Source organism: Nitrosovibrio sp. Nv4 (genome assembly GCF_900215485.1).
Classification (GTDB): domain Bacteria; phylum Pseudomonadota; class Gammaproteobacteria; order Burkholderiales; family Nitrosomonadaceae; genus Nitrosospira.
The window spans coordinates 1,490,801-1,511,407 of the sequence record NZ_OCMZ01000001.1 but is presented as its reverse complement, the minus strand read 5'-3'; the positions used below and the strand labels follow the sequence as shown (position 1 = coordinate 1,511,407).

The window sequence follows — 20,607 nt, the reverse complement described above, 5'->3', positions numbered from 1 at the left end:
GACTCGCCACGTGCCGGGATTTGACGCTGAGCGCAGGTGAGTGATCCAGCGCGGCCGACGGGAAACCCAATCGCAACATATTGAACCTGGCGCGGGCTCACGAAATTCTCGCGGTACTCTCAGGCGATACTGTCCCCTGCCTGTAAATTTAATCAAACTTGAAACGAGGCTGAAATGACTAGCAGACCGCAAATTGTATTGACATCTCAGGACCTGGACAGGCTCGAAACCTTGCTTGAGTCGCTGCCTGCCAATGCCTTCCCTGGGAGCGCGGATCTGCGGGCAGAACTCGATCGCGCGGAAATTGTCGAGCCAGAGCAGATTCCGCCTTCCGTGGTAACCATGAATTCAACCGTGCGCTTCAGTATTGATTCGTCGGGAGAAGACTTCTGCCTGACCCTGGTCTATCCGAAAGATGTCGATGGCACCGGAGATAAAATTTCCATTCTCGCACCCGTTGGCGGCGCGCTCCTTGGTCTTTCCACCGGGGATGAGATAGAGTGGCCCCGCCCCGGCGGAGGCACGATAAAGGTACGGATAGTGGAAATCGTCTATCAACCGGAACGTGAAGGAAAATTCTATCGTTAGAGAAGCGCCTCAATCGAAACCAGCATAAATTGCAATCGGAGTAAGGGGGCCTGACGGTTCGATGGTTCGGCGTACAATGCAGGATGCAATAAGCAAAACGCGTTGCACATTGCATCTATTCAATCTTCATATTCACCACAGTACGATACAGGGTGCAATAAGCGAGGCGCATTGCACCGTATCTATCTTTCATATCCAGGCCCTGGGAACCTGTATAAAAACCGCTATCAATTGTTCAGCTGTTTAAAATTCAGCCCGGCTCTGCTATAGTTGCGGCCAATTTTTGACCTGAAAATCGCGACCTCCCCACCATGAGCCTGCCCAGTTGTCCGGCTTCTCAAGCCATAAGCATAAATCCCATCCGGCCGAATACGTTTTCTGCCACACCTGCAATACGCAGGCTTGAATCCTTTTTGAAATTCTGTCTTTTTGCAGGAATCCTGGGAATCGCCCTCCAGGTTCGCGCGGCGGAGCCGGAAAACGGCACCCGATTTGACTGGTCGAAAGTTCCTCCCGTAACGGCTCCATCCCGTCCGGGTATGTTTACGATAGCACCATCCGGGCCGGGTTACTACTCGCTGGGGGATCATATAACCAGGAACCAGCGTTCCGCTCCGCCTGTTTCGCCCTACGCGCCCTATGCGCTCATGACCACGCCGGCTTTTGACATCGATTTCCGCTACCTGGAAAAGCCGGAGCATGAAAAGAATATTTTTGATCCCCTCAAACGCATCCATCTCGGTGATGACTTCCTTTTGTCTTTCGGAGGCAACTTCTGGTATCGGTATGGGCGGGAATCCGACGCCCGGTTAACCACCACAAACGATAACTACCATTTGATCCGCAGCCGATTCCACGCGGACTTCTGGTATCAGGATCGGGTTCGCTTATTTGCCGAGTTTCTGGATGCGCGTACCTTTGGTCAGGGCTTGACGCCGCTTCCCACGGACGTCAATCACACCGACATGCTGAATCTTTTTGCGGATATCAAGATCGCCAACGTCAAAGATGGCCCGGCTTATCTGCGCGTAGGCCGTCAGGAGTTGCTCTATGGTTCGCAAAGGCTGATCTCCACTCTTGACTGGGTCAATACGCGGCGCACCTTCCAGGGCGTCAAAGGATTCTGGCGCACCCCGACATTTGATCTGGACGCATTCTGGGTACGTCCGATGAATACGGAAAGAGGCAGATTCGATAACTGGGATGAAAAGCGCGAATTCTTTGGTTTATGGGGAACGTACAAGCCCAGGAAGGGGCAGCTGGCCGATTTTTATTTCCTGAGCCTGGACGACAATCGGGGTATGGCTCTCGGCAGAAATAACATGAGGGGCGACTCGATTGTGCATACAGTCGGCAGCCGTCTTGCTGGCGACTACAACCAGTTCCTGTACGAACTGGAAGGCATGTATCAATTCGGCCAGTATTCCAATCAGAACATTTCGGCCTTCGCCGTCGCCTCAGGCGCCGGCTATCACTTCAAAGGAACGCCGATGAATCCCCAGTTTTGGCTCCGTTATGACTTCGCCTCGGGCGACAACAACCTGACCGACGGAAGCCGCAACACATTCAACCAGCTTTTCCCCTTTGGAAACTATTATCTGGGCTGGATCGATCGGGTAGGCAGACAGAACATTCACGATTTCAACGCCCAGATTAATCTTCATCCCCAGCCCTGGGCTACATTTACCGCCCAGTATCACCGGTTCTACCTCGCAAATAAGCGCGACTTTCTGTACAACGCCGCAGGCGCCACCACCTTGCGGGACGCGACAGGCCAGTCAGGCAGCTATGTCGGCGATGAGATCGACTTCCGTCTTAATATCCACGTCGACCGGCACGAGGACGTGCTCGTGGGATATTCGAAACTATTTGCCGGCGACTTTCTAAAGGCGCAAGCGCCGCGTGTTTCGCCAGATCTCTTCTATGTCCAGTACAACTTTCGGTTTTAAGACAAAATCATAAAATACAGGATTCAATAAGCAAAGCGCATTGCATCTTAGGAGTAGTAGGTTGGGTTAACAAAGCCTAAACTAACGGTAGCAACAAAAAAATAACGTTCAGCGATATGCCGAATGAAAATCAATCACCCTCGAATTCGCACAGCGCGAATACCTTAAGTCCCTTATCCTCCAACCGCGATCTTCCGCCGATATCCGGCAGATCGATGACGAAACAGCACTCCACAACCTCAGCCCCCATTTCCTGTATCAATGCAGCGGCGGCCTCTGCTGTTCCACCCGTTGCAATGAGATCATCCACCAGCAGCACACGATCCCCTTTCTGAATCGCATCCACATGGATTTCGATGCGATCGCTGCCGTATTCCAACTGGTAATCCCGCCCGCGCGTTTCGGCAGGCAGCTTACCCTTTTTGCGTATCGGCACGAAACCTATACCAAGCTCGTATGCGACGGGCGCGCCAATAATGAAACCACGTGATTCGATACCGGCAATCTTGTCAATCTTGGTGTCTTTATAGCGGCTGGCAATTTCCTGAATGGTAGCGCGCAATCCCACGGGATCTTTAAGCAACGTAGTGATGTCCCGGAACATGATGCCTTCATGGGGATAATGTGCGACGGTGCGGATGCGGGATTTGATTTGCATGACAAGTCCTGTTTCTGGTTTTTAATTTTGGAACGCTAAACACTCCGTCATACCTCTTTGGATGATTGCGCTTTTCCGCTATGGTACCGGAAAAGTTGCCGGAAACGCCGTTCTGGTTTATCCTTTGCGCCCCTGCCGGTTGCCGGCGGGAATTCCTTCAACAGGAGAGATGGCCGAGTGGTTTAAGGTACACGCCTGGAAAGCGTGCGTACGGCTTCAACCGTACCGAGGGTTCGAATCCCTCTCTCTCCGCCAACCTCGCCTGTCGATCCATTCCTATTCCTGTATCGCATCCAACGTTGACGGGCTCAGGCGAACGGATCGTTTCCTCCCTGGTCAAGGCCGCAAGCAGCCGCCCTGATCGAGCATTTCTACACCTGGTTTATCAACCCGGCGAATAGAGACAAGAGGATCTACGCAGACCTGATCAAGCATTAAGTCGGCCCTGAAAACCTGAATCAGTAATGCCGGTTTCGTACCTGTAAGATTCTACAGCTATTCATCTATTACTCTTTTGTGGTCTTATAACTGCTCTCGAAGAGAGAGCTGAATAATAGGCCTTTACTATCACAACAGCATCGCAATCGTTGGGTTGCAAAATTCTCGACCAAGGCTTCATGTCGTAACCTGGACAGATTCGGAGAAGTCAGTACAGCCAGTCTGAATTTCAAGCATTCCTTTCCTAGACCAAAGCGCAGAACTGGATTACATATGAAACCTGATGGCCGAGTGAGGATGGCCAATCAATACATCGTGTTTGTTTTGGATGGTCAGCGTTATGCCATGCATCTGTCTGCAGTAGACAGGGTGGTGCGTATGGTTCATATCACTCCACTATCGAGTGCGCCAGACATTCTGCTGGGGGTAGTCGATGTAGGCGGCCGGATCGTTCCCGTCATTGACGTCCGCCAGCGTTTTAACCTGCCTAAAAGGGATCTCTCTCTATCCGACCGGCTTATTTTTGCCCGAACGGAACGGCGTTCCGTAGCGCTCGTGGCAGATGCGGTTACGGATGTTGTCGAATGTTCTGAACATAGCCTGGTCCCGGCGGATCATATTGTCCGAGGCCTGAAACATATAGAGGGCATTATAAGGTGCGAGGATGGATTGATTCTTATCCACGATCTCGACACGTTTCTTTCTCTTGACGAAGAACAGTCTCTGGATTTGGCCTTGGGCACCAGCTGAAACAAAAAATGCAAACTGCTCTTCCTCATCCCTTGCTCCCCCAATTCAGCAAGCTGCTTGAGATGGCGATGGGATTGTATTACCCGGAAAAATGCTGGACCGATCTCGAGCACCGTATCGCGGCGGCCGCGCCTGCGCTTGGCATGGCAAATACGGAGGAATGCATCCGCAAACTCCTGTCCGCCTCTTCCTTGACGCAAGGACAGACCCAGATACTAGCAAGTCATCTGACCATTGGGGAAACCTACTTTTTCCGTGAAAAAGGATGCTTTGATGTGCTTGAAGGGCGCATTTTGCCAGAATTGATGCGCGTCGCCGCCCGAGAACACCGGCAGGTGCGCATCTGGAGCGCCGGCTGCTGTACAGGTGAAGAGCCCTACTCCATCGCTATACTTCTTGACCGGCTAAGCCAGCATACCGGGGAATCGAATGCCACAATACTGGCCACCGACATTAATCCAATATTCCTGAATAAAGCGGCGGACGGTGTGTACAACGAGTGGTCTTTTCGCGCCACGCCGGGCTGGATTAAAGAACGATATTTCAAACCAAGAAAAAACGGGCGGTTCGAGATACTGCCTCGAATTCGTAAACAGGTAAATTTTTCCTATCTTAACCTCGCAGAGGAAGTTTATCCCTCGATTATCAATGGTACCGATGCCCTGGACTTGATCGTTTGCCGCAATGTTTTTATTTACTTCAGTCCCGATAGCGTAATGAAGATTGGAAAGAGCTTCCACCGGTCGCTCGTGAAGGGTGGCTGGTTTGTTTTGAGTCCCGTGGAAGTCTCGGTCTCGAGCCAGCTGTTTCCACAGTTCGAGCTGACGGCCTTTCCCGACGCAACTCTCTACCGCAAGAGCGATAGCCTGGCGCCACGAGAGACCATGCCTGATGAGTATCCGATCCCACCCCTGGAATCTGTGAATGGGCCAGCGCGCGGTTTGGCATCACCTTCATGTCTTCAGGATGAGGAAATGCATGTTTCCCTTACCTGTGTGTCGGCAGAAACATCGAACAGAGGAACACCGGAGATATCCGCTCATGCAGCGGGGACGGACAATAATGTAGAGGTCCATGACGAATTTGAGGATCTCTGCCATATGGCACAATCTTATGCCAATCAAGGTGAACTCACCGAAGCTGCCCGGTGGTGTGGAAAAGCAATTGCGGTTAACAAACTGAACCCGGCAGCACATTACCTGCTGGCGACGATACGGCAAGAGCTGGGGCAAGCCCCAGCAGCGAAACAATCTTTGATCCGAACACTTTATCTCGATCCCGATTTTGTGCTCGCTCACTTCACGCTGGGCAACCTTTGCATGTTGGACGACCAACATCGCGAAGCGGAGCGCCATTTCGACAATGCTCTGGCACTGCTGGCTCTCCGGCCCCACGATGAGCTTCTGCCGGAATCCAACGGGCTAACCATGGGACGGCTTAAAGACGTTATCGAATCCGCACGGCTCGGCATCTTTGCTCGACTTGGGAAAGACAAGCACAGTGACTGACATTCCCGGCCTGCGGCCTCAAAAAGACAAGAAATTAGCATGTATTAATTTTCACGAGATCGCACAGCGACTCAAGAGCGCGCGTGAGGCCACGGAGCGGATCTGGACTCCGCCTGTTGAGAAGGAACAACAAATCCTTCAAACACGGGCCTATGCGCTGGCCCAGGTGTCATCGTCGGCAGTGGCCGACAATGACTCTATAGAGGTTCTCGAATTCATGCTTGCTAACGAGCATTATGCAGTCGAGACGCACTACGTCCTCCAGGTGACCCTCTTGGAGCATCTGACGCGTCTACCATGCACACCAGCCTTTGTGCTCGGTATCGTCAATTTAAGGGGTGCGATATTACCGGTAATAAGCATCAAGAATTTTTTCGAATTACCAGAACAGGGTTTAACGGATACCAACAAGATTATCGTACTGCAATTGGAAAAAATACGCTTCTGCATCCTGGTGGATGAGATCGTAAACGTACGCTATATCCTGCTCGCTGGCCTTCAACCGCCACTACCGACACTCACCAGTATTCAGAAGGATTACCTGAAGGGCGTGACAGCGGATCGTATGGCGCTTCTCGATGCGGAAAAACTTCTTAACGCCGAAAACATTGTCGTGCAGGAGCAAATAGCTGACTAGGAGAAATTTGGAGAAGGTGCGTGCTTCGACGTCGCCTCTAGAACATAGGATTGAGATTTCATGACCTTTGCTAGCAGATCGAGATTTTAGGAAAAATTATGACTATCAGCAGGAAGATAATTGGTGGCTATGTCGTCATACTGACGCTGCTCGTGCTTGTTACCAGCGTTGCTTATTATGCGCTTAGTCAGACCGAGGCGACCTATAACCGTTTTCTAAATGTAGACGAGAGACTGCTGGAAGGCGCCAATGAGTTGAGATCGCTCACTTTTGCTCAGCAGACTTACGTCCGGGGAATTCTGCTCTATCCGGAACTCCTGAAGGAGAATCAATCCCTTCTGCAAGTTAACGACCAAAAATTTAAACAGATCTTCGAGAAAATGCGCCAGTTGATGAGTACGGGCCAGGGAATTGATCAATTGGACGGACTGGAGACCCTACAGGAGCAACTGGAGCTTGCTCAGCAGCAGGCGGTCCGACTGGTGTTGGACCGCAGGCATGAGGAAGCACTCGCGCTTACCATCCGAGAGTTTCGTCCCAGGAGCTTGGCGCTCATAGAGAAGGCCAGGCGTTTCTATGAGCAGCAATCGAAGCAACTGGATAAAGGACGAACCGAACTCGCAGAGAACGTAAGCCTTTTTACGCACATATTGGCATTGGTTTCGTTATTTGCGGTTCTTGCCGGCCTGACGATCGGCGTCTACCTTAGCCGCATTATTACCAGCCAGCTTCGCGAAAGTATTGCGCAATTGTCGTCGTCGTCGGCAGAAATTCTGGCCACCACTACCCAGGTCGCGTCAGGCGCAGCTGAAACCGCAGCTGCAGTGAGCGAGACCTCCGCCACAGTGGAGGAAGTGAAACAGACTGCACAGCATGCGAGCCAGAAGGCGAAGTATGTTTCGGATAGTGCGCAGAAAGCTTCGAATGTGTCCCAAGCTGGCCGCAAGTCGGTGGAAGAAGCCATTTATGGAATGCATCGCATTCAAGAACAGATGGAATCCATCGCTGAGAGCATAGTGCAACTATCCGAGCAAAGCCATGCCATTGGCGAGATCATCGCCACGGTCAACGACTTAGCTGAACAATCAAACCTCCTGGCGGTAAACGCCGCCATTGAAGCCGCGCGGGCAGGAGAGCAAGGCAAGAGCTTCGGTGTTGTGGCACAGGAGATCAGAAGTCTTGCCGAACAATCCAAGCGGGCAACCGGACAAGTGCGCACGATTCTGGGCGATATCCAGAAGGCCACCAATATTGCGGTGCTCGCGACGGAGCAGGGCAATAAAGCTGTGGAGGCCGGAGTCAAACAATCCAACGAAACCGATGAAGCAATCCGGCTGTTATCGGCAAGCATCAACGAAGCGGCACAGGCGGCTACCCAGATCGCGGCTTCCAGCCACCAACAAATGGTCGGCATGGATCAGGTAGTCGTGGCCATGAACAATATCAAAGAGGCGAGCGAGCAGAACGTAGCCGGCACGAAGCAGGCGGAATTCGCAGCCCAAGGGCTGTATGAGATGGGGAGGAAGCTTAAACTATTGGTGGGTGGCAAAACTTCCGATAGCGATCAAAGATAATCCTTATGGTAGATAAGAATGATGAGTTTCTCGGAAAACTGCTTGCCACGTTTCGCATTGAAGCAGATGCGCATCTGCATGCCATGGCTTCCGGGCTGCTTGTGCTGGAAAAAACACCTGTGGCTGAACAAAGAGACACAATTGTTGAAATGATCTTTCGGGCAGCACATAGCTTGAAAGGCGCTGCCCGCGTCGTAAATCTGACGCAGGTCGAAGCAGTCTGCCGATCTTTGGAAAACGTGCTGTCAGCAATGAAAGACAAGCGCCTTGCCATCTCCTCTCAACTTGTCGACCTGCTACTTCGGGCAACAGATGTCTTAGCTGAACTCCTTGCCGTCGAGGGGAATTCAGCCGGAGTAAACAAACCGCTGCTGACCGCACTCGTCAGACAGCTCGATGGCGCCTTGACAAGGCCATTACCCCCGTCTGCTGCCCCTGCATCGGCAATTCAGACCGTGCCACCAGCGCTTTATGCAAGCGCCGCTGGCTCTGATGACCATTCCGCCGCGCACGTATCCGGGACCGTACCAAGCGCCGCTCCCACCCCGGCATCAGCGACTATCAGGGTTGCGGCAGACAAATTAGATGCAGTCATGGGCCAGGTTGAGGAACTATTGCTACCGCGCCTGGCCGCCGGGCAGCGCGTCCAGGAACTCAGCGAAGCGACAGCGATACTTGCGGCGTGGAAGAAACAGCAGCTTAAAATTCAACCGGTATTGCGAGCTATTGATCGCGAGTTGACACATAACCTCAAAATTAGCACTGGTTTCCGGCTAGCCCATGAGCTTACCAGATTGCTCAAATATCTGGATGCCGAGCAAACCCAGATGAAAGTGCTAGAGGATCAACTGGAAAAGCTCCAGTGTGCAGCCGATCAGGACCATCGCGCACTGGCCACCATAATCGACAGCCTGCGGCGGGACATCAAGGAAATGCAGTTATTGCCATTCTCGTCGTTGCTGAAGATTCTCCCGCGGTTTTCACGGGAACTGGCACGCGAACAGGGGAAGAGCCTGGAACTGATGATTCAGGGAGGCGAACTCGAAATCGACAGGCAGATCCTGGAGGAGATGAAAGACCCGCTTATTCACCTCGTGCGTAATTGCATTGATCACGGTATTGAGCAACCTGCCGTACGCGTAAGCAAGGGTAAACCCGCCAAGGGAACAATAACGCTGGCATGCTCGCAAAAGGATAGTAGCACGGCCGAGGTAATTGTGGCGGATGATGGGGCAGGCATTGACCTTTCCATGATTAAAGAGGCAGCTTGTAGGCTGGACGTCGTATCCACGGAAGAAGCGGAACAACTCGATGAAGTGGGCGCAACGGCGTTGGCGTTCCAGTCAGGTGTAAGCACCCGCTCCATCATTACGGACATTTCGGGACGCGGACTCGGACTTGCGATTGTCCGCGAGAAGGTCGAAAGCCTGGGTGGCCGTATCATCGCCAAATCAAGCCCCGATTCAGGAACATCGTTTCATATTTTGCTTCCGCTCACGCGGGCAAACTTCCGCGGAGTCCTTGTCCATGCGGGGGGGCAGCTTTTTGTAATTCCCTCGACAAGTATTGAACGAGTGGTCCGAATCGGCGTTACGGAGATTCGAACAGTGGAAAATAGTGCAACCATTTTGGTAGATGAACAAGCTGTTTCTCTGGTCTGGTTGAGTGACGTCCTGGAATTGCCACGTCAAACTGCAGAGGTCGGACCCATGAAGAGCGCGGCCGCGGTAGTGCTTGGGTCGGGGCTTGTTCGCCTCGCATTTCTTGTAGAAGAGATTCTTGGTGAACAGGAGGTACTGGTTAAAGCATTGGCCCGGCCATTGATCAGAATAAGGAATATTGCTGGCGCGAGCGTACTGGGTTCCGGCGAGGTGGCCCCTGTACTCAACGTCGCTGATTTACTCCGATCGGCCGTGAAGCGCCCGGCCGCAGCGGCGACCTTTGCAGCCCAGCTATCGGATAGAGCTGATGAAAGAATAAAAAAACTTTCTATTCTAGTAGTAGAGGACTCCATCACCTCACGGATCCTGCTCAAAAATATCCTGGAGTCGGCAGGCTATCGTGTGGGCACGGCCGTCGATGGGGCTGACGCTTACAGAACCGTCAAGACAGACACATTTGATCTGGTTGTCTCCGACGTCGAAATGCCGCGTATGAACGGCTTTGACCTCACCGCCCGAATACGCGCCGATGAACAGCTTACCGCGCTGCCAGTGGTGCTCGTAACAGCACTGGAATCCCGCGAGCACCGGGAACGCGGCATTGATGCTGGGGCTAATGCCTATATCGTAAAAAGCAGTTTCGATCAGAGCAATTTGCTGGAGGTCATCCAGCGTCTTATTGGCACACCGGCATGAGTTCCTTGACATGATCAAGGTGTTAGTCGTGGAGGACTCGCCCGTAGTGCGTGAATTTCTGATTCACATTCTCAGCTCGGATCCGGACATAACAGTTATCGCCACAGCGGGCGACGGTGCCGAAGCCCTCGCTGCCGTGCGCCGCCAAAAACCGGATGTAATCACGATGGATATCCACATGCCCAAACTGAACGGGCTGGAGGCCACACGCTTGATCATGGAAACCGACCCGATACCTGTTGTCATCGTAAGCGGCAGCGAGGACCCTTCAGAAATCGCCACCACATTCGATGCACTGGATGCCGGAGCATTGGCGGTACTGCGTCGTCCGGCGAGCATCGGCCATCCTGATCACACCGCGACGGCCATGGATATGATACAGACCGTAAGATTAATGTCCGAAGTGAAGGTGATACGACGCTGGCCCCGCATGAGGGCGATAACCGCGATTCCGCGTCGGCCAAGCCTAATGTCCGCACGCGAATCCGCAAAAATCAGCATTGTTGCCATCGGCGCCTCGACAGGCGGCCCTCCAGCACTTGAAGTTATTTTGGCTGCTCTTCCAAAAACGTTCCCCGTACCGGTTTTGATCGTCCAGCATATGTCAGCAGGTTTCATAACTGGATTTGCGCAATGGCTAAGGAATTCATCACGTCTACCAGTACATGTAGCCACACATGGGGAGTTACTGCTGCCCGGCCATGTCTATATCGCGCCTGATGAATACCAGATGAAAGTTGAGCGTGAGGGGACCATTGCCTTGGCCAGAGATGCGCGAGAGCACGGGTTACGGCCTTCGATCTCCTATCTCTTCCGTTCTGTTGCCGACGTCTATGGCTGCAATTCCGCAGCTGGTCTACTGACAGGAATGGGACGCGATGGGGCAAATGAATTGCGGCTACTCAAGGAACATGGTGCTGTTACTTTTGCACAGGACAAAGAAAGTTCTGTGGTGCACGGCATGCCAGGCGAAGCTATCAAACTGAATGCAGCGACGCTCGTCTTGCCGTTGGAGAAGATCGCTGCAGCACTAACAAATCTGGTGAACGACAGGGAGAGATTGAAGCGTGACGCGTGACATCGAAAGCAGGGCTAGCAAAGCGGAGATTCTGCTTGCGGAAGACAGTCCGACCCAACTGGCAAAACTTCGACACTTGCTTGAGGAGCACGGCTATTCCGTCACCGCCGTATCCAACGGCCAACAAGCCCTCACGGCGGCGCGAGCGCGAAAACCAGCACTTATCATCAGTGACGTAATGATGCCTGAGATGGATGGATTTATGCTATGCCGGGAAATAAAACGTGACGAGAAACTCAAGCTTGTACCGGTAATCCTGCTCACCTCCCTTTCGGATGTCAGAGATATTATGAAAGGATTGGAGTGCGGCGCGGACAATTTTATTCGCAAGCCCTATGATAATCAATATCTGCTCTCCCGCATCGGCTACCTGCTAATGAATCTTGCGTTACGCGAGAATCAGAAAATGCAGATGGGAATGGAAATTTACCTTGGGGGAAAAAAGCATTTCATAACTGCTGAACGTCAGCAAATCCTGGATCTGCTAATTTCAATTTATGAAGATGCCATCCGCCTTAACAATGAACTCCACGCACGGCAGTTGGAACTGGCTCACGCGAATCACCTGCTTAACGGCCTCTACCGGATCGCCGAGGGCCTGAATCAGGCGGTTACGGAACAAGAGGTATGCGAGAAAGCTCTCGAGTATGCAATGGAACTGCCTGGATTACAAGCAGGATGGCTCTACCTGGGCGACAATGCCACTATCCGAATGGCTGCCGCACGAAACGCATCGCCTTCATTAATGGCGTCGGTAGCTACGACGGGCGAGCCATGCGAATGCCAGCGCTTTTTTTTCGCTGGAAGTTCAACCCAGGCCATGAATATCGCTGGATGCAGCCGGCTCAAGCAAACGGGAGAATACACTGATGACATCTCTTGCCACGCCAGCGTGCCCTTGCGGATAGGCAACCAGAACCGCGGCATCATAAATTTGATGGGTACCGGCCCCGACGTGTTTACGGATAAGGAACTTGAGATGTTTTATGGCGTTGGGCACCAGGTCAGCATTGCGCTGGAGCGTGCATGGCTGCATGAAAACATGGAACAATTGGTCAAACAGCGTACTGCCGCACTCACGGCGGAAATCTCTCTGCGCAAGGATTACGAGGCCAGAGTTGTCCGGCTAAACCGGATTTACAGCGTACTGAGCGGGATTAACACTACTATCGTTCGCGTACGAGAAATACAAGAGCTCTTCGACGACGCGTGCCGCATCGCGGTGAATCAAGGCCAGTTTATGCTTGCCTGGATCGGTATGTTCGACGCAGATATAAAGAACGTCACGCCGAGGGCGAAAGCCGGCAGCGAGGACGGTTATCTGTCACAGCTCAATTTGGATAAGGTGGATGGATCTTCAGCAGATTCATGGTTAATAGCAGACGTGATAGCCCGGAGGGGGCCAGCAATTTGCAACAATCTTGCCAATGAGCGCCTGCATGCCAGGGCGCTGGAATATGGCTATGCTTCCATGGTGGTGCTGCCGTTAACCCTGGGCTCGCAACTGGTCGGCATATTTGCGCTCTATGCGTCGGAAACAGGATTCTTTGATGAAGAGGAAATGGCGCTGTTGATCGAGATGGCAGGCGATATTTCATTCGCTATGGATCACTTGAAGAAGGAGGAGCGCATCAATTACCTGGCTTTTTTCAATGCGGTAACGGAGCTTCCCAACCGCGCGCTCTTTCTTGATCGCGTCAACCAGCGGATCGCGACCATTGAGAACTATCATAGCGTGCTTTCTGTCATTATTCTCGACCTCGAACGATTTAGCAGTATCAATGAATCCCTCGGGCATCAGGCGGGTGACAGCATGCTACGTCAGTTCGCGCAAAGATTGGAGCAATTACTCGGGGAGACGGATATTCTGGCCCATCTTTCGGCGGATCATTTTGCTATCGCCATCGCCCATGCAGGAGAAAGTACGGACATTGTCCGTGTTCTGGATAAAGTTTTGCTCGGGATCCAGAGCCAGCCTTTTCTGGTAGGCGGACAGGAGTTGCACGTTTCTGCCCGAGCTGGCACGTCGTCTTATCCCGACGACGGGCGAGATACCGACACACTGTTACGGCATGCTGAAACAGCGCTTAAAAGAGCCAAGCTTTCTTATGACGGACACCTGTTTTACGCTCCCGAATTCAATGCCCGCATTACCGAGAAGCTGAAGCTTGAAACCAGGCTGCGCCAAGCCCTGGAACAGGAACAGCTGGTACTCCATTATCAGCCAAAAATTGATCTGAGAACTGGACACATCAGCGGACTTGAGGCGCTGATGCGCTGGCATGATCCGGAATTTGGCCTTATACCGCCATTGAATTTTATCCCTTTGCTCGAAGAAACGAGGATGATTCTTGAAGCGGGACGCTGGGCACTCAGCAAGGCAATATCGGATTGCGCAAAATGGCGAGCGCTAGGCCTTGATCCGATAAAGATCTCGGTCAACGTCTCGCCGGTTCAGTTACGGCAAAAAGACTTTGTCAGCATGGTTGCAAGTGTGCTGAACTCAACCGAAGGTGTCGAGATCGGACTGGAATTCGAGATTACCGAAAATGTGATCATGCAGGACATAGAAGCGAATATCCAGAAGCTCAAGAGCATAAGAGACATGAATATCGAGGTCGCGATAGATGACTTCGGGACAGGCTATTCCTCGCTTAGTTATATCGCGAAACTGCCTGTTAATGTCCTGAAGATTGACCGTGCCTTCATTGTCAACATGACTACCGACACGGATGATTTCAACATTGTTTCCGCCATTATATCTTTGGCGCGTTCGCTGCGTCTCAAAGTGGTTGCGGAGGGCGTTGAAACCCAGGAGCAAGCGACACTTTTACGGACGCTTGGATGTGATGAGATTCAAGGATATCTGTTCAGTCCGGGCGTTACAGCAGAGAAGATCGAAGAACTTCTGCGTCAAAAAAAATCACTTCTTTTGGACACCAGCCCCCCTGTGAAAAGCTAGTTTCACGGGAAGGTCCCCACCCCATCCTCCATGAATTATTTTGGCCAGGCTCCAGCAGATCCGATCTAAGGCATTGCTTGCATTAGCTGACGCCGATCACTGACCGGATTCTTAGTTCGCCCCTCGACTCCTTACTGCCACAGAATCCGGTATTTTTTAACCGCAACTGGATCTTGCACGGGTTGTGATCTCCATCATATAGCAGGACATTCATGGTATCACCCTTCCTTTACAGGACAACACCTGCCGAACCAACTGTCTTCGTTCATACCTGTAAGATCTTACAGCTATCTCGAAATCGCATTTGATTATCTAATTGTGTGCCCTTCGCCTTACATAATAGGCGTTTGGCTTCCCGGGAGCTGATAGAAATTTATTAAAAAAGAATAGATAACATTACCCTTCCCATCTCTTCCATGCTTTTGAGATCCCCTACCCCAACCAAATCAGGCTAACCAGCACGTAATGCTCGATCAATAATCAATAACCATAACGAGGTTTTTTCAATGCAAGACAAGAAATTGCAATCATCATCCATGTCACGCCGCACATTTTTAAAAGCGACAGCTGCGGCTGCTACTGCCGTGGGAGCGGCCACCCTTCCATTTGGCCAATCATATGCACAAGGGGCCACGAAGTACCGGCGCTTGAATCTTCTAAATCCGGAGGCGAAGCGAACCATCAATAGCTACAAAAAGGCGATCCACGCAATGCTCAGGCTGCCGCCGGAAGATCCGCGCAACTGGTACCGCATTGCCCTCACGCACACGATGGACTGTCCACACGGCAACTGGTGGTTTCTGGTTTGGCATCGCGGCTATATAGGATGGTTCGAGCAAATTTGCCGGGAACTCAGCGGCGATCCGAGTTTTGCACTTCCCTATTGGGACTGGACCGAAAACACGGACCCCAGGAGTCCGTTTCAACCGGGTGTTCCCGACGTCATGTTCGAGGATGTGCTCACACCAGCTCATCCCGCCTATATTGGGCAATCCAGAGAATTCCAGGCACGATTCCGCGAGGTTGTCGCGAAGGCGAGCTACTGGAAACGAATTTATAAGGACGGTCAATTTGACGACCAGACGCAATATGGCCAACTCCTCGCTCGCGGGATCCGATCTCCCGATGATCTCTGGTTCGATATTCTGGATGACCCGAGAGGCCTGTTCTTTTTCGATCAAGCCCATGCTCGCGGCTTGACGAGAGAGAAGCCTGGATTTGATGAGAAAACGACAAAGGCTGTTTCGCTGCAAACGCTGCTGGCTGCACTTTCACCCCGGGATTTCACCACCTTCAACAGCCCGAAAACCGCGGGTCATAGCGGTTTGACCGGGTTCGGCGTACTGGAAGGCCAACCGCACAACAGGGTTCATAATTGTGTTGGGGGTATCTTTACCGATCAAAGCGGCAAAACCACTGACAGCGGCGGTTTCATGCAGGCCAACCTGTCACCTGTCGACCCTCTCTTTTTCCTGCACCACGCCAACATCGACCGGCTTTGGGACGTGTGGACACGCAAGCAGCAGGCGCTTGGATATCCGGTGCTGCCGGAAGATCCGGATTACAAAGCATGGTCAGAAGAACCATTCATGTTCTTTGTCGATTCGAAAGGGCAGCCGGTAACCAAAAGGACCGCCGGCGACTATGCCACGATAGGAGATTTCAACTACAGTTATCAGCCCGGATCAGGCGAGCAGATCGTTCCAAAAGGTCTGGCCATCTCTGCTGCCAAGGCGGCCGCGACAGCCCGGATCGAGCGTTTCAGCGCGCAAATTACTGATCCGACAGTGAGCGCGGGAGATGCGGCTAGTGGCGCCGTGACGATTCCACCCGCGCTGCTCCAGGCAGGATCACGACCGGATGCGCCAACGCTGTTTGCGAAGGTTACGCTCTCCCTGCCTCCACTGGCGCATGGCCATGATTTCGCTGTTCTGGTGAATGCGCCCGACAATGCCGCGATTGATCCGTCAAGTCCTCACTACGTCGCCACTCTCTCGATGTTCGGTCACCACATCGTGCACGCACCTGTCACATTCACGGTACCCCTCTCCGGTGCACTTGCCGCGATTCGTGAGGGTAGTCAGCTCCAGGCAGGTGCGCCATTGAATATCCAGGTTGTTCCGGAAAAGATGGTGATGCCTGGACTACTGACGGCAAAGCACGGCGTGGAGACAAGGGCAGAAGTTCTTTCCATCGTGGTGGAGTCGCATTGACAGGGAAGATCATGTGCGGATTACGCGGATTTCGATCGGGCCTTGCGTCAGTCATTGTCGTACTGATGTGTTCCACTCTGTGTATGAGCAGCGCGATCGCAAAGGATGAAACTAAGCCGAATCTGATCGAATTGCCGATCACGCGCCCACCCGCCAATGGGGAAGCAGTTTGGGTTCAAATTCGGGCGGGCACGCTTCCTCGCGGCACGGAGATCAGGATCAGTACCCCTGATGGGGTACTGATCGGTACCGCCTCGTCTTTCCCTGCACTAAGCGGACAAGAAGAAGCCGTTACGCACACCATCCCTCTTCCCCGGAACGTCATCACAAGCGGACGCGTGCGGCTGCGCCTGGAAGTCGAAGCGCCGGGTGAGCCCGCTCGTGCTCCGCAGCCCCGAGAAATTGAAAGCATCGATTTGATTTATGTACCCATTAGCAAATGAGAGCAATTAAGAGCAACCGAGAGTAACTGAGTCTGCAATATTTCGTGTATCCATGTTGGTTCAATTGGAGAATTTCATGTCCCTGGTGTTTCGTACCCTCCCCGCCCTTGCACTGTCCGCAGTTGCGTTGTGCGCCTTTACATCCGTCGCAAATGCCCAATTGGAGCATTCGCGCGTGGTGGAAAATCCGCCTTTGCTGAACATCATCCGCCAAGCTCAACCGCGCGCCGTGCCCAAGGGCATGCCTGTGCCGGCAACCGAAACAGCGTTGGATCTGAACGTCACCTACACCGACGGCAAAATCTGGAATCCGGCTGAGCACCGCTACGATGCGGTGAAGCTGCGGAGCTATCAGGGCAAGGGAGTCAATCCTGATGCTCCTTATGTATCGCCTACCATCTCAATCTTTCCTGGTGAGACGATCCGGATGACATTGAACAATCAGTTGCCGCCGGATCCAAGTTGCTCGACGAAGATTGAGAACGTCAACACGCCTCACTGCTTCAACGGGACAAATCTGCATACGCATGGCCTATGGGTAAACCCTGCCGGAAACGGTGATAACGTGCTGATCTCCATCAACCCCGGCGTCAGCTTTCAGTATGAATACAAGGTGCCGTCAGACCACCCCGCAGGCACATTCTGGTATCACACGCATCGCCATGGATCCACTGCATTGCAAGTGGCCAGCGGCATGGCCGGAGCGCTTATCATCCGCGGTACACGCTTCCCGTCGCAGAACGCAAACGGCGATATCGATACATTGCTGACGCCCACCAACACCCAGTCTTTCACAGAGCGTCTACTGGTTATGCAGCAAATCCAGTACGCCTGCCGCGATGCCCAGGGAAAGATCAAGAAGAACCCGGACAAAAGCTATAAATGCGATCCCGGCGATGTTGGGGGTGTCGAAGGTTATGATCAGTTCGGTCCCGGATCTTGGCCCGCTTCGGGCAGGTATACCAGCATCAATGGCGAGGTCCTCCCCATTTTCAAAGGGGCGAAAACGGGTCAGATTGAACGCTGGCGCGTAATTCATGGCGGCGTTCGCGATACCATCAATCTGAAATTCCGCAAGCTTAAGGAAGGCAGCCGCAGTTCGGCCCGGTTGACGGCAGCCCAGCACGACGCGTACGTGCAAGAGAATTGCACCGGTCCGGCATTGCCCCAATATCTGATCGCAGCGGATGGACTCACCACAAAAGCCGTGATCAAGACAGATGTCACGGTTTATCAGCCCGCGTACCGCTGGGATACATTGATGGTGTTTCCGCAATCCGGTGTTTATTGCGTGGTTGATGACGCCGCTTCAGCATCTGCAAGTGTCGAACAGACTGCGCCGTCCCGTCAGCTGCTGGGTTTCGTCCGCGTCGATCAGGACCGGCCCGTTCCGGACGATGTCACTCGTTACCTGACTTCGGAACTCGTTACCGCAGCCAGGCTTAATATGCCGGGCCAGCTTCGGGGCAAGGTGGAAAGCGACCTGCGCGATGGGTTGAAGCTTACCAGGTTCGTGCCACATGCCGACATCGAGAATGGCGAAGTTACCGGCACGCAGGAAATGACGTTCAATATAGACGACAAGCAAAATCCGACGCAGTTCCAGGTGAACGGCAAACCCTACGATCCAGGTAGAATCGACCGGGTACTCAAACTGGGCGGGGTGGATGAGTGGACGCTGAAATCGGATTTCGTCAGCCATCCCTTCCATATCCACATCAACCCGTTCCAGATCGTCAAAATACTTGATCCAAACGGGAAGGACGTCAGTACCGCTGACGCCGTGGATTCGATGGATACTACAAATGGAATTCCCGATCCGCAGTATCGCGCCCTGAAGGGCGTGTGGAAGGATACGCTATGGGTGAAAAACCTTGTTCCCCCCGGCAATCCTCCCGGCCGATACACGCTGGTCGTCCGCACCCGCTATCAACGCTACATCGGTGACTTCGTGCTGCATTGCCACATCCTGGACCATGAGGATCAGGGGATGATGCAAAACGTTCGCATCGCCCTGCCTGACGGCGGAGGAAATACAAGCCAGGGTCATCACTAGCCGCTAGCGTACTGCCTCGTCCGGAGATGATGCAAGGTCATCTCCGGCGCCCCCGTAAGCTCAGCAGCTGAATATCAGGTATCCAGTGTTCGAAAAAAATCTGTGCAAGTCTACTTGAGCATCACTCAGGCTTGAATATTCCGGTCAGAAACCAATTGGTCTCTTCCCGCGAAGCCTTGTCAGCCGGTGAATCGTACGCAAGGGACAAGCTGAACCTGTAGCTCAGTAGGGTAGTTTGCCGGGGCGAAGGATTCGGCAAGGTATAATATCAATGCCTGATTTCATAAATACGGAGGCTGTCCCTCGTAATTTTCGGAAACAGACAAATATGAGCCGCTACTACGCATTCAACGGCGATGCCGACGGATTATGCGCTTTACATCAGCTTCGGCTGGCAGACCCGGCACCGGCAGAGCTGATCACCGGGGTCAAGCGGGATATCAGGCTGCTTGATCGGGTGCAGGCTGGGCCTGGCGATCAGGTAACGGTGCTCGATATTTCACTGGATAGCAATCGCACAGGACTCATGCGATTGCTCGACGCTGGCGCAACCGTCGAGTACTTCGATCATCATTATGCCGGCGAGATACCCGGGCACCATAATTTCGTCCCACACATTGACGTATCCGCAGACGCGTGTACCAGTATTCTGGTTGATCGCCATCTGGAGGGGCGGTATCGTTTATGGGCAATCGTTGCCGCCTTTGGCGACAACCTTGGGCAACGTGCCTGCGCGCTGGCGGAATCGGTGGGACTTACCGAACGGCAAATAGAAAAGCTGGCGCGCCTGGGCGAGTACCTGAACTACAACGGATATGGCGATACCGTGGAAGATCTGCATTACCCGCCGGTTGAGTTGTATGAAAAAATGAAGCCATATCCTGATCCATTTGTTTTTATCGCCGAATCGCCCGCCTTTACTCGGCTTGAAACGGGGTTTCGTGATGATATCGGTATGATCGATTCCTTGTCTCCCGTGCTGGAGGGCGTTTACCATGCAGCTTATCTGCTGCCGGATGCGCCTTGGGCGAGGCGGGTGAGTGGTATCTTTGCAAATAGACTTGCGAACAGTAACCCGTCGCGCGCTTATGCGGTGATCACACCCAACCGATACGGAGATTACTCGGTCAGCGTGCGTTCATCGAAGGCAAATCCGCAGGGCGCCGATATACTTTGCATGAAGTTTGAGACCGGAGGCGGTCGTAAGGCAGCCGCGGGAATAAACAGGCTGCCGACAGACTCGTTTGCCCGGTTTCTCACGTCTTTCGCGGAACAGTTCAGCTGAAAGGCCGGTTGAGTGTCCGCGCCATGTAACTTTATGGATCAAGCCTGCCTTGATCTTTTGGTATAACCCGTGAGTGCATTATTCTTATTTGCCTGAACAGCGTAATGACAC

The 20,607-nt window shown here is 52.9% G+C and carries 14 protein-coding genes and 1 tRNA gene; 14 read left to right on the top strand and 1 reads right to left on the bottom strand.

All coding sequences use genetic code 11. The annotated features are described in order from the left end of the window. The first annotated feature begins 174 nt into the window (after positions 1-174). Complete coding sequence (gene rnk / locus CRO05_RS06785) at positions 175-588, top strand: nucleoside diphosphate kinase regulator (protein WP_097066353.1); 414 nt, start codon at positions 175-177, stop codon at positions 586-588. A 413-nt stretch (positions 589-1,001) separates the two neighbouring features. After that, entirely contained in the window at positions 1,002-2,537 is a 1,536-nt protein-coding gene (locus CRO05_RS06780) for an alginate export family protein (protein WP_235001317.1), read from the top strand. Positions 2,538-2,667: 130 nt separating this feature from the next. Here the strand turns inward: CRO05_RS06780 and CRO05_RS06775 are convergent, their stop codons facing one another. Next, positions 2,668-3,195, bottom strand: coding sequence for an adenine phosphoribosyltransferase (locus CRO05_RS06775; protein ID WP_097066351.1), 528 nt, complete (start codon positions 3,193-3,195; stop codon positions 2,668-2,670). A 163-nt stretch (positions 3,196-3,358) separates the two neighbouring features. Between CRO05_RS06775 and CRO05_RS06770 the strand changes: the two genes are divergently transcribed. The 12 genes from CRO05_RS06770 to CRO05_RS06715 all read left to right on the top strand — a co-directional run bounded on the left by CRO05_RS06770 (position 3,359) and on the right by CRO05_RS06715 (position 20,496). Continuing rightward, positions 3,359-3,450 (top strand) — tRNA-Ser (locus CRO05_RS06770). A 456-nt stretch (positions 3,451-3,906) separates the two neighbouring features. Beyond that, positions 3,907-4,383 (top strand): chemotaxis protein CheW, encoded by a 477-nt coding sequence (locus tag CRO05_RS06765; RefSeq protein WP_235001316.1) that lies wholly within the window; start codon positions 3,907-3,909, stop codon positions 4,381-4,383. Between the two features lie 8 nt (positions 4,384-4,391). Further along, positions 4,392-5,891 carry a CheR family methyltransferase gene (locus CRO05_RS06760; RefSeq protein ID WP_097066350.1) on the top strand — a complete coding sequence of 500 codons (1,500 nt, stop codon included), beginning with the start codon at positions 4,392-4,394 and terminating at the stop codon, positions 5,889-5,891. Then, positions 5,884-6,528, top strand: coding sequence for a chemotaxis protein CheW (locus CRO05_RS06755; RefSeq protein ID WP_200814308.1), 645 nt, complete (start codon positions 5,884-5,886; stop codon positions 6,526-6,528). The genes CRO05_RS06760 and CRO05_RS06755 overlap by 8 nt, the downstream gene beginning before the upstream one ends. A 98-nt stretch (positions 6,529-6,626) precedes the next feature. After that, positions 6,627-8,102: a methyl-accepting chemotaxis protein gene (locus CRO05_RS06750; RefSeq protein WP_097066349.1), complete on the top strand. Its 1,476-nt coding sequence runs from the start codon at positions 6,627-6,629 to the stop codon at positions 8,100-8,102. 5 nt (positions 8,103-8,107) lie between these two features. Then, positions 8,108-10,459, top strand: coding sequence for a response regulator (locus CRO05_RS06745; protein ID WP_097066348.1), 2,352 nt, complete (start codon positions 8,108-8,110; stop codon positions 10,457-10,459). A 10-nt stretch (positions 10,460-10,469) separates the two neighbouring features. Further along, positions 10,470-11,537 carry a chemotaxis-specific protein-glutamate methyltransferase CheB gene (gene cheB / locus CRO05_RS06740; protein ID WP_097066347.1) on the top strand — a complete coding sequence of 356 codons (1,068 nt, stop codon included), beginning with the start codon at positions 10,470-10,472 and terminating at the stop codon, positions 11,535-11,537. Next, positions 11,527-14,499, top strand: coding sequence for an EAL domain-containing protein (locus CRO05_RS06735; protein WP_097066346.1), 2,973 nt, complete (start codon positions 11,527-11,529; stop codon positions 14,497-14,499). The genes cheB and CRO05_RS06735 overlap by 11 nt, the downstream gene beginning before the upstream one ends. A 506-nt stretch (positions 14,500-15,005) precedes the next feature. Further along, a complete protein-coding gene (locus CRO05_RS06730; protein ID WP_097066345.1) occupies positions 15,006-16,712 on the top strand; it encodes a tyrosinase family protein in 1,707 nt (568 codons plus the stop codon). An 83-nt stretch (positions 16,713-16,795) separates the two neighbouring features. Next, a complete protein-coding gene (locus tag CRO05_RS06725; protein ID WP_143860889.1) occupies positions 16,796-17,155 on the top strand; it encodes a hypothetical protein in 360 nt (119 codons plus the stop codon). A gap of 76 nt (positions 17,156-17,231) precedes the next feature. Next, on the top strand, positions 17,232-19,211 hold the full coding sequence (locus CRO05_RS06720) for a multicopper oxidase family protein (RefSeq protein ID WP_181319808.1): 1,980 nt from the start codon (positions 17,232-17,234) through the stop codon (positions 19,209-19,211). Positions 19,212-19,539: 328 nt separating this feature from the next. Beyond that, on the top strand, positions 19,540-20,496 hold the full coding sequence (locus tag CRO05_RS06715) for a DHH family phosphoesterase (protein WP_097066343.1): 957 nt from the start codon (positions 19,540-19,542) through the stop codon (positions 20,494-20,496). Positions 20,497-20,607: the final 111 nt, after the last annotated feature.

What these genes read in the sequence shown, in the direction of transcription:
- CRO05_RS06760 (WP_097066350.1), top strand. Translation starts at nt 4,392, where the DNA reads ATGCAAACTGCTCTTCCTCATCCCTTGCTCCCCCAATTCAGCAAGCTG.
- CRO05_RS06765 (WP_235001316.1), top strand. Translation starts at nt 3,907, where the DNA reads ATGAAACCTGATGGCCGAGTGAGGATGGCCAATCAATACATCGTGTTT.
- rnk (WP_097066353.1), top strand. Translation starts at nt 175, where the DNA reads ATGACTAGCAGACCGCAAATTGTATTGACATCTCAGGACCTGGACAGG.
- cheB (WP_097066347.1), top strand. Translation starts at nt 10,470, where the DNA reads ATGATCAAGGTGTTAGTCGTGGAGGACTCGCCCGTAGTGCGTGAATTT.
- CRO05_RS06775 (WP_097066351.1), bottom strand. Translation starts at nt 3,195, where the DNA reads ATGCAAATCAAATCCCGCATCCGCACCGTCGCACATTATCCCCATGAA.
- CRO05_RS06745 (WP_097066348.1), top strand. Translation starts at nt 8,108, where the DNA reads ATGGTAGATAAGAATGATGAGTTTCTCGGAAAACTGCTTGCCACGTTT.
- CRO05_RS06730 (WP_097066345.1), top strand. Translation starts at nt 15,006, where the DNA reads ATGCAAGACAAGAAATTGCAATCATCATCCATGTCACGCCGCACATTT.
- CRO05_RS06720 (WP_181319808.1), top strand. Translation starts at nt 17,232, where the DNA reads ATGTCCCTGGTGTTTCGTACCCTCCCCGCCCTTGCACTGTCCGCAGTT.
- CRO05_RS06750 (WP_097066349.1), top strand. Translation starts at nt 6,627, where the DNA reads ATGACTATCAGCAGGAAGATAATTGGTGGCTATGTCGTCATACTGACG.
- CRO05_RS06715 (WP_097066343.1), top strand. Translation starts at nt 19,540, where the DNA reads ATGAGCCGCTACTACGCATTCAACGGCGATGCCGACGGATTATGCGCT.
- CRO05_RS06725 (WP_143860889.1), top strand. Translation starts at nt 16,796, where the DNA reads ATGAGCAGCGCGATCGCAAAGGATGAAACTAAGCCGAATCTGATCGAA.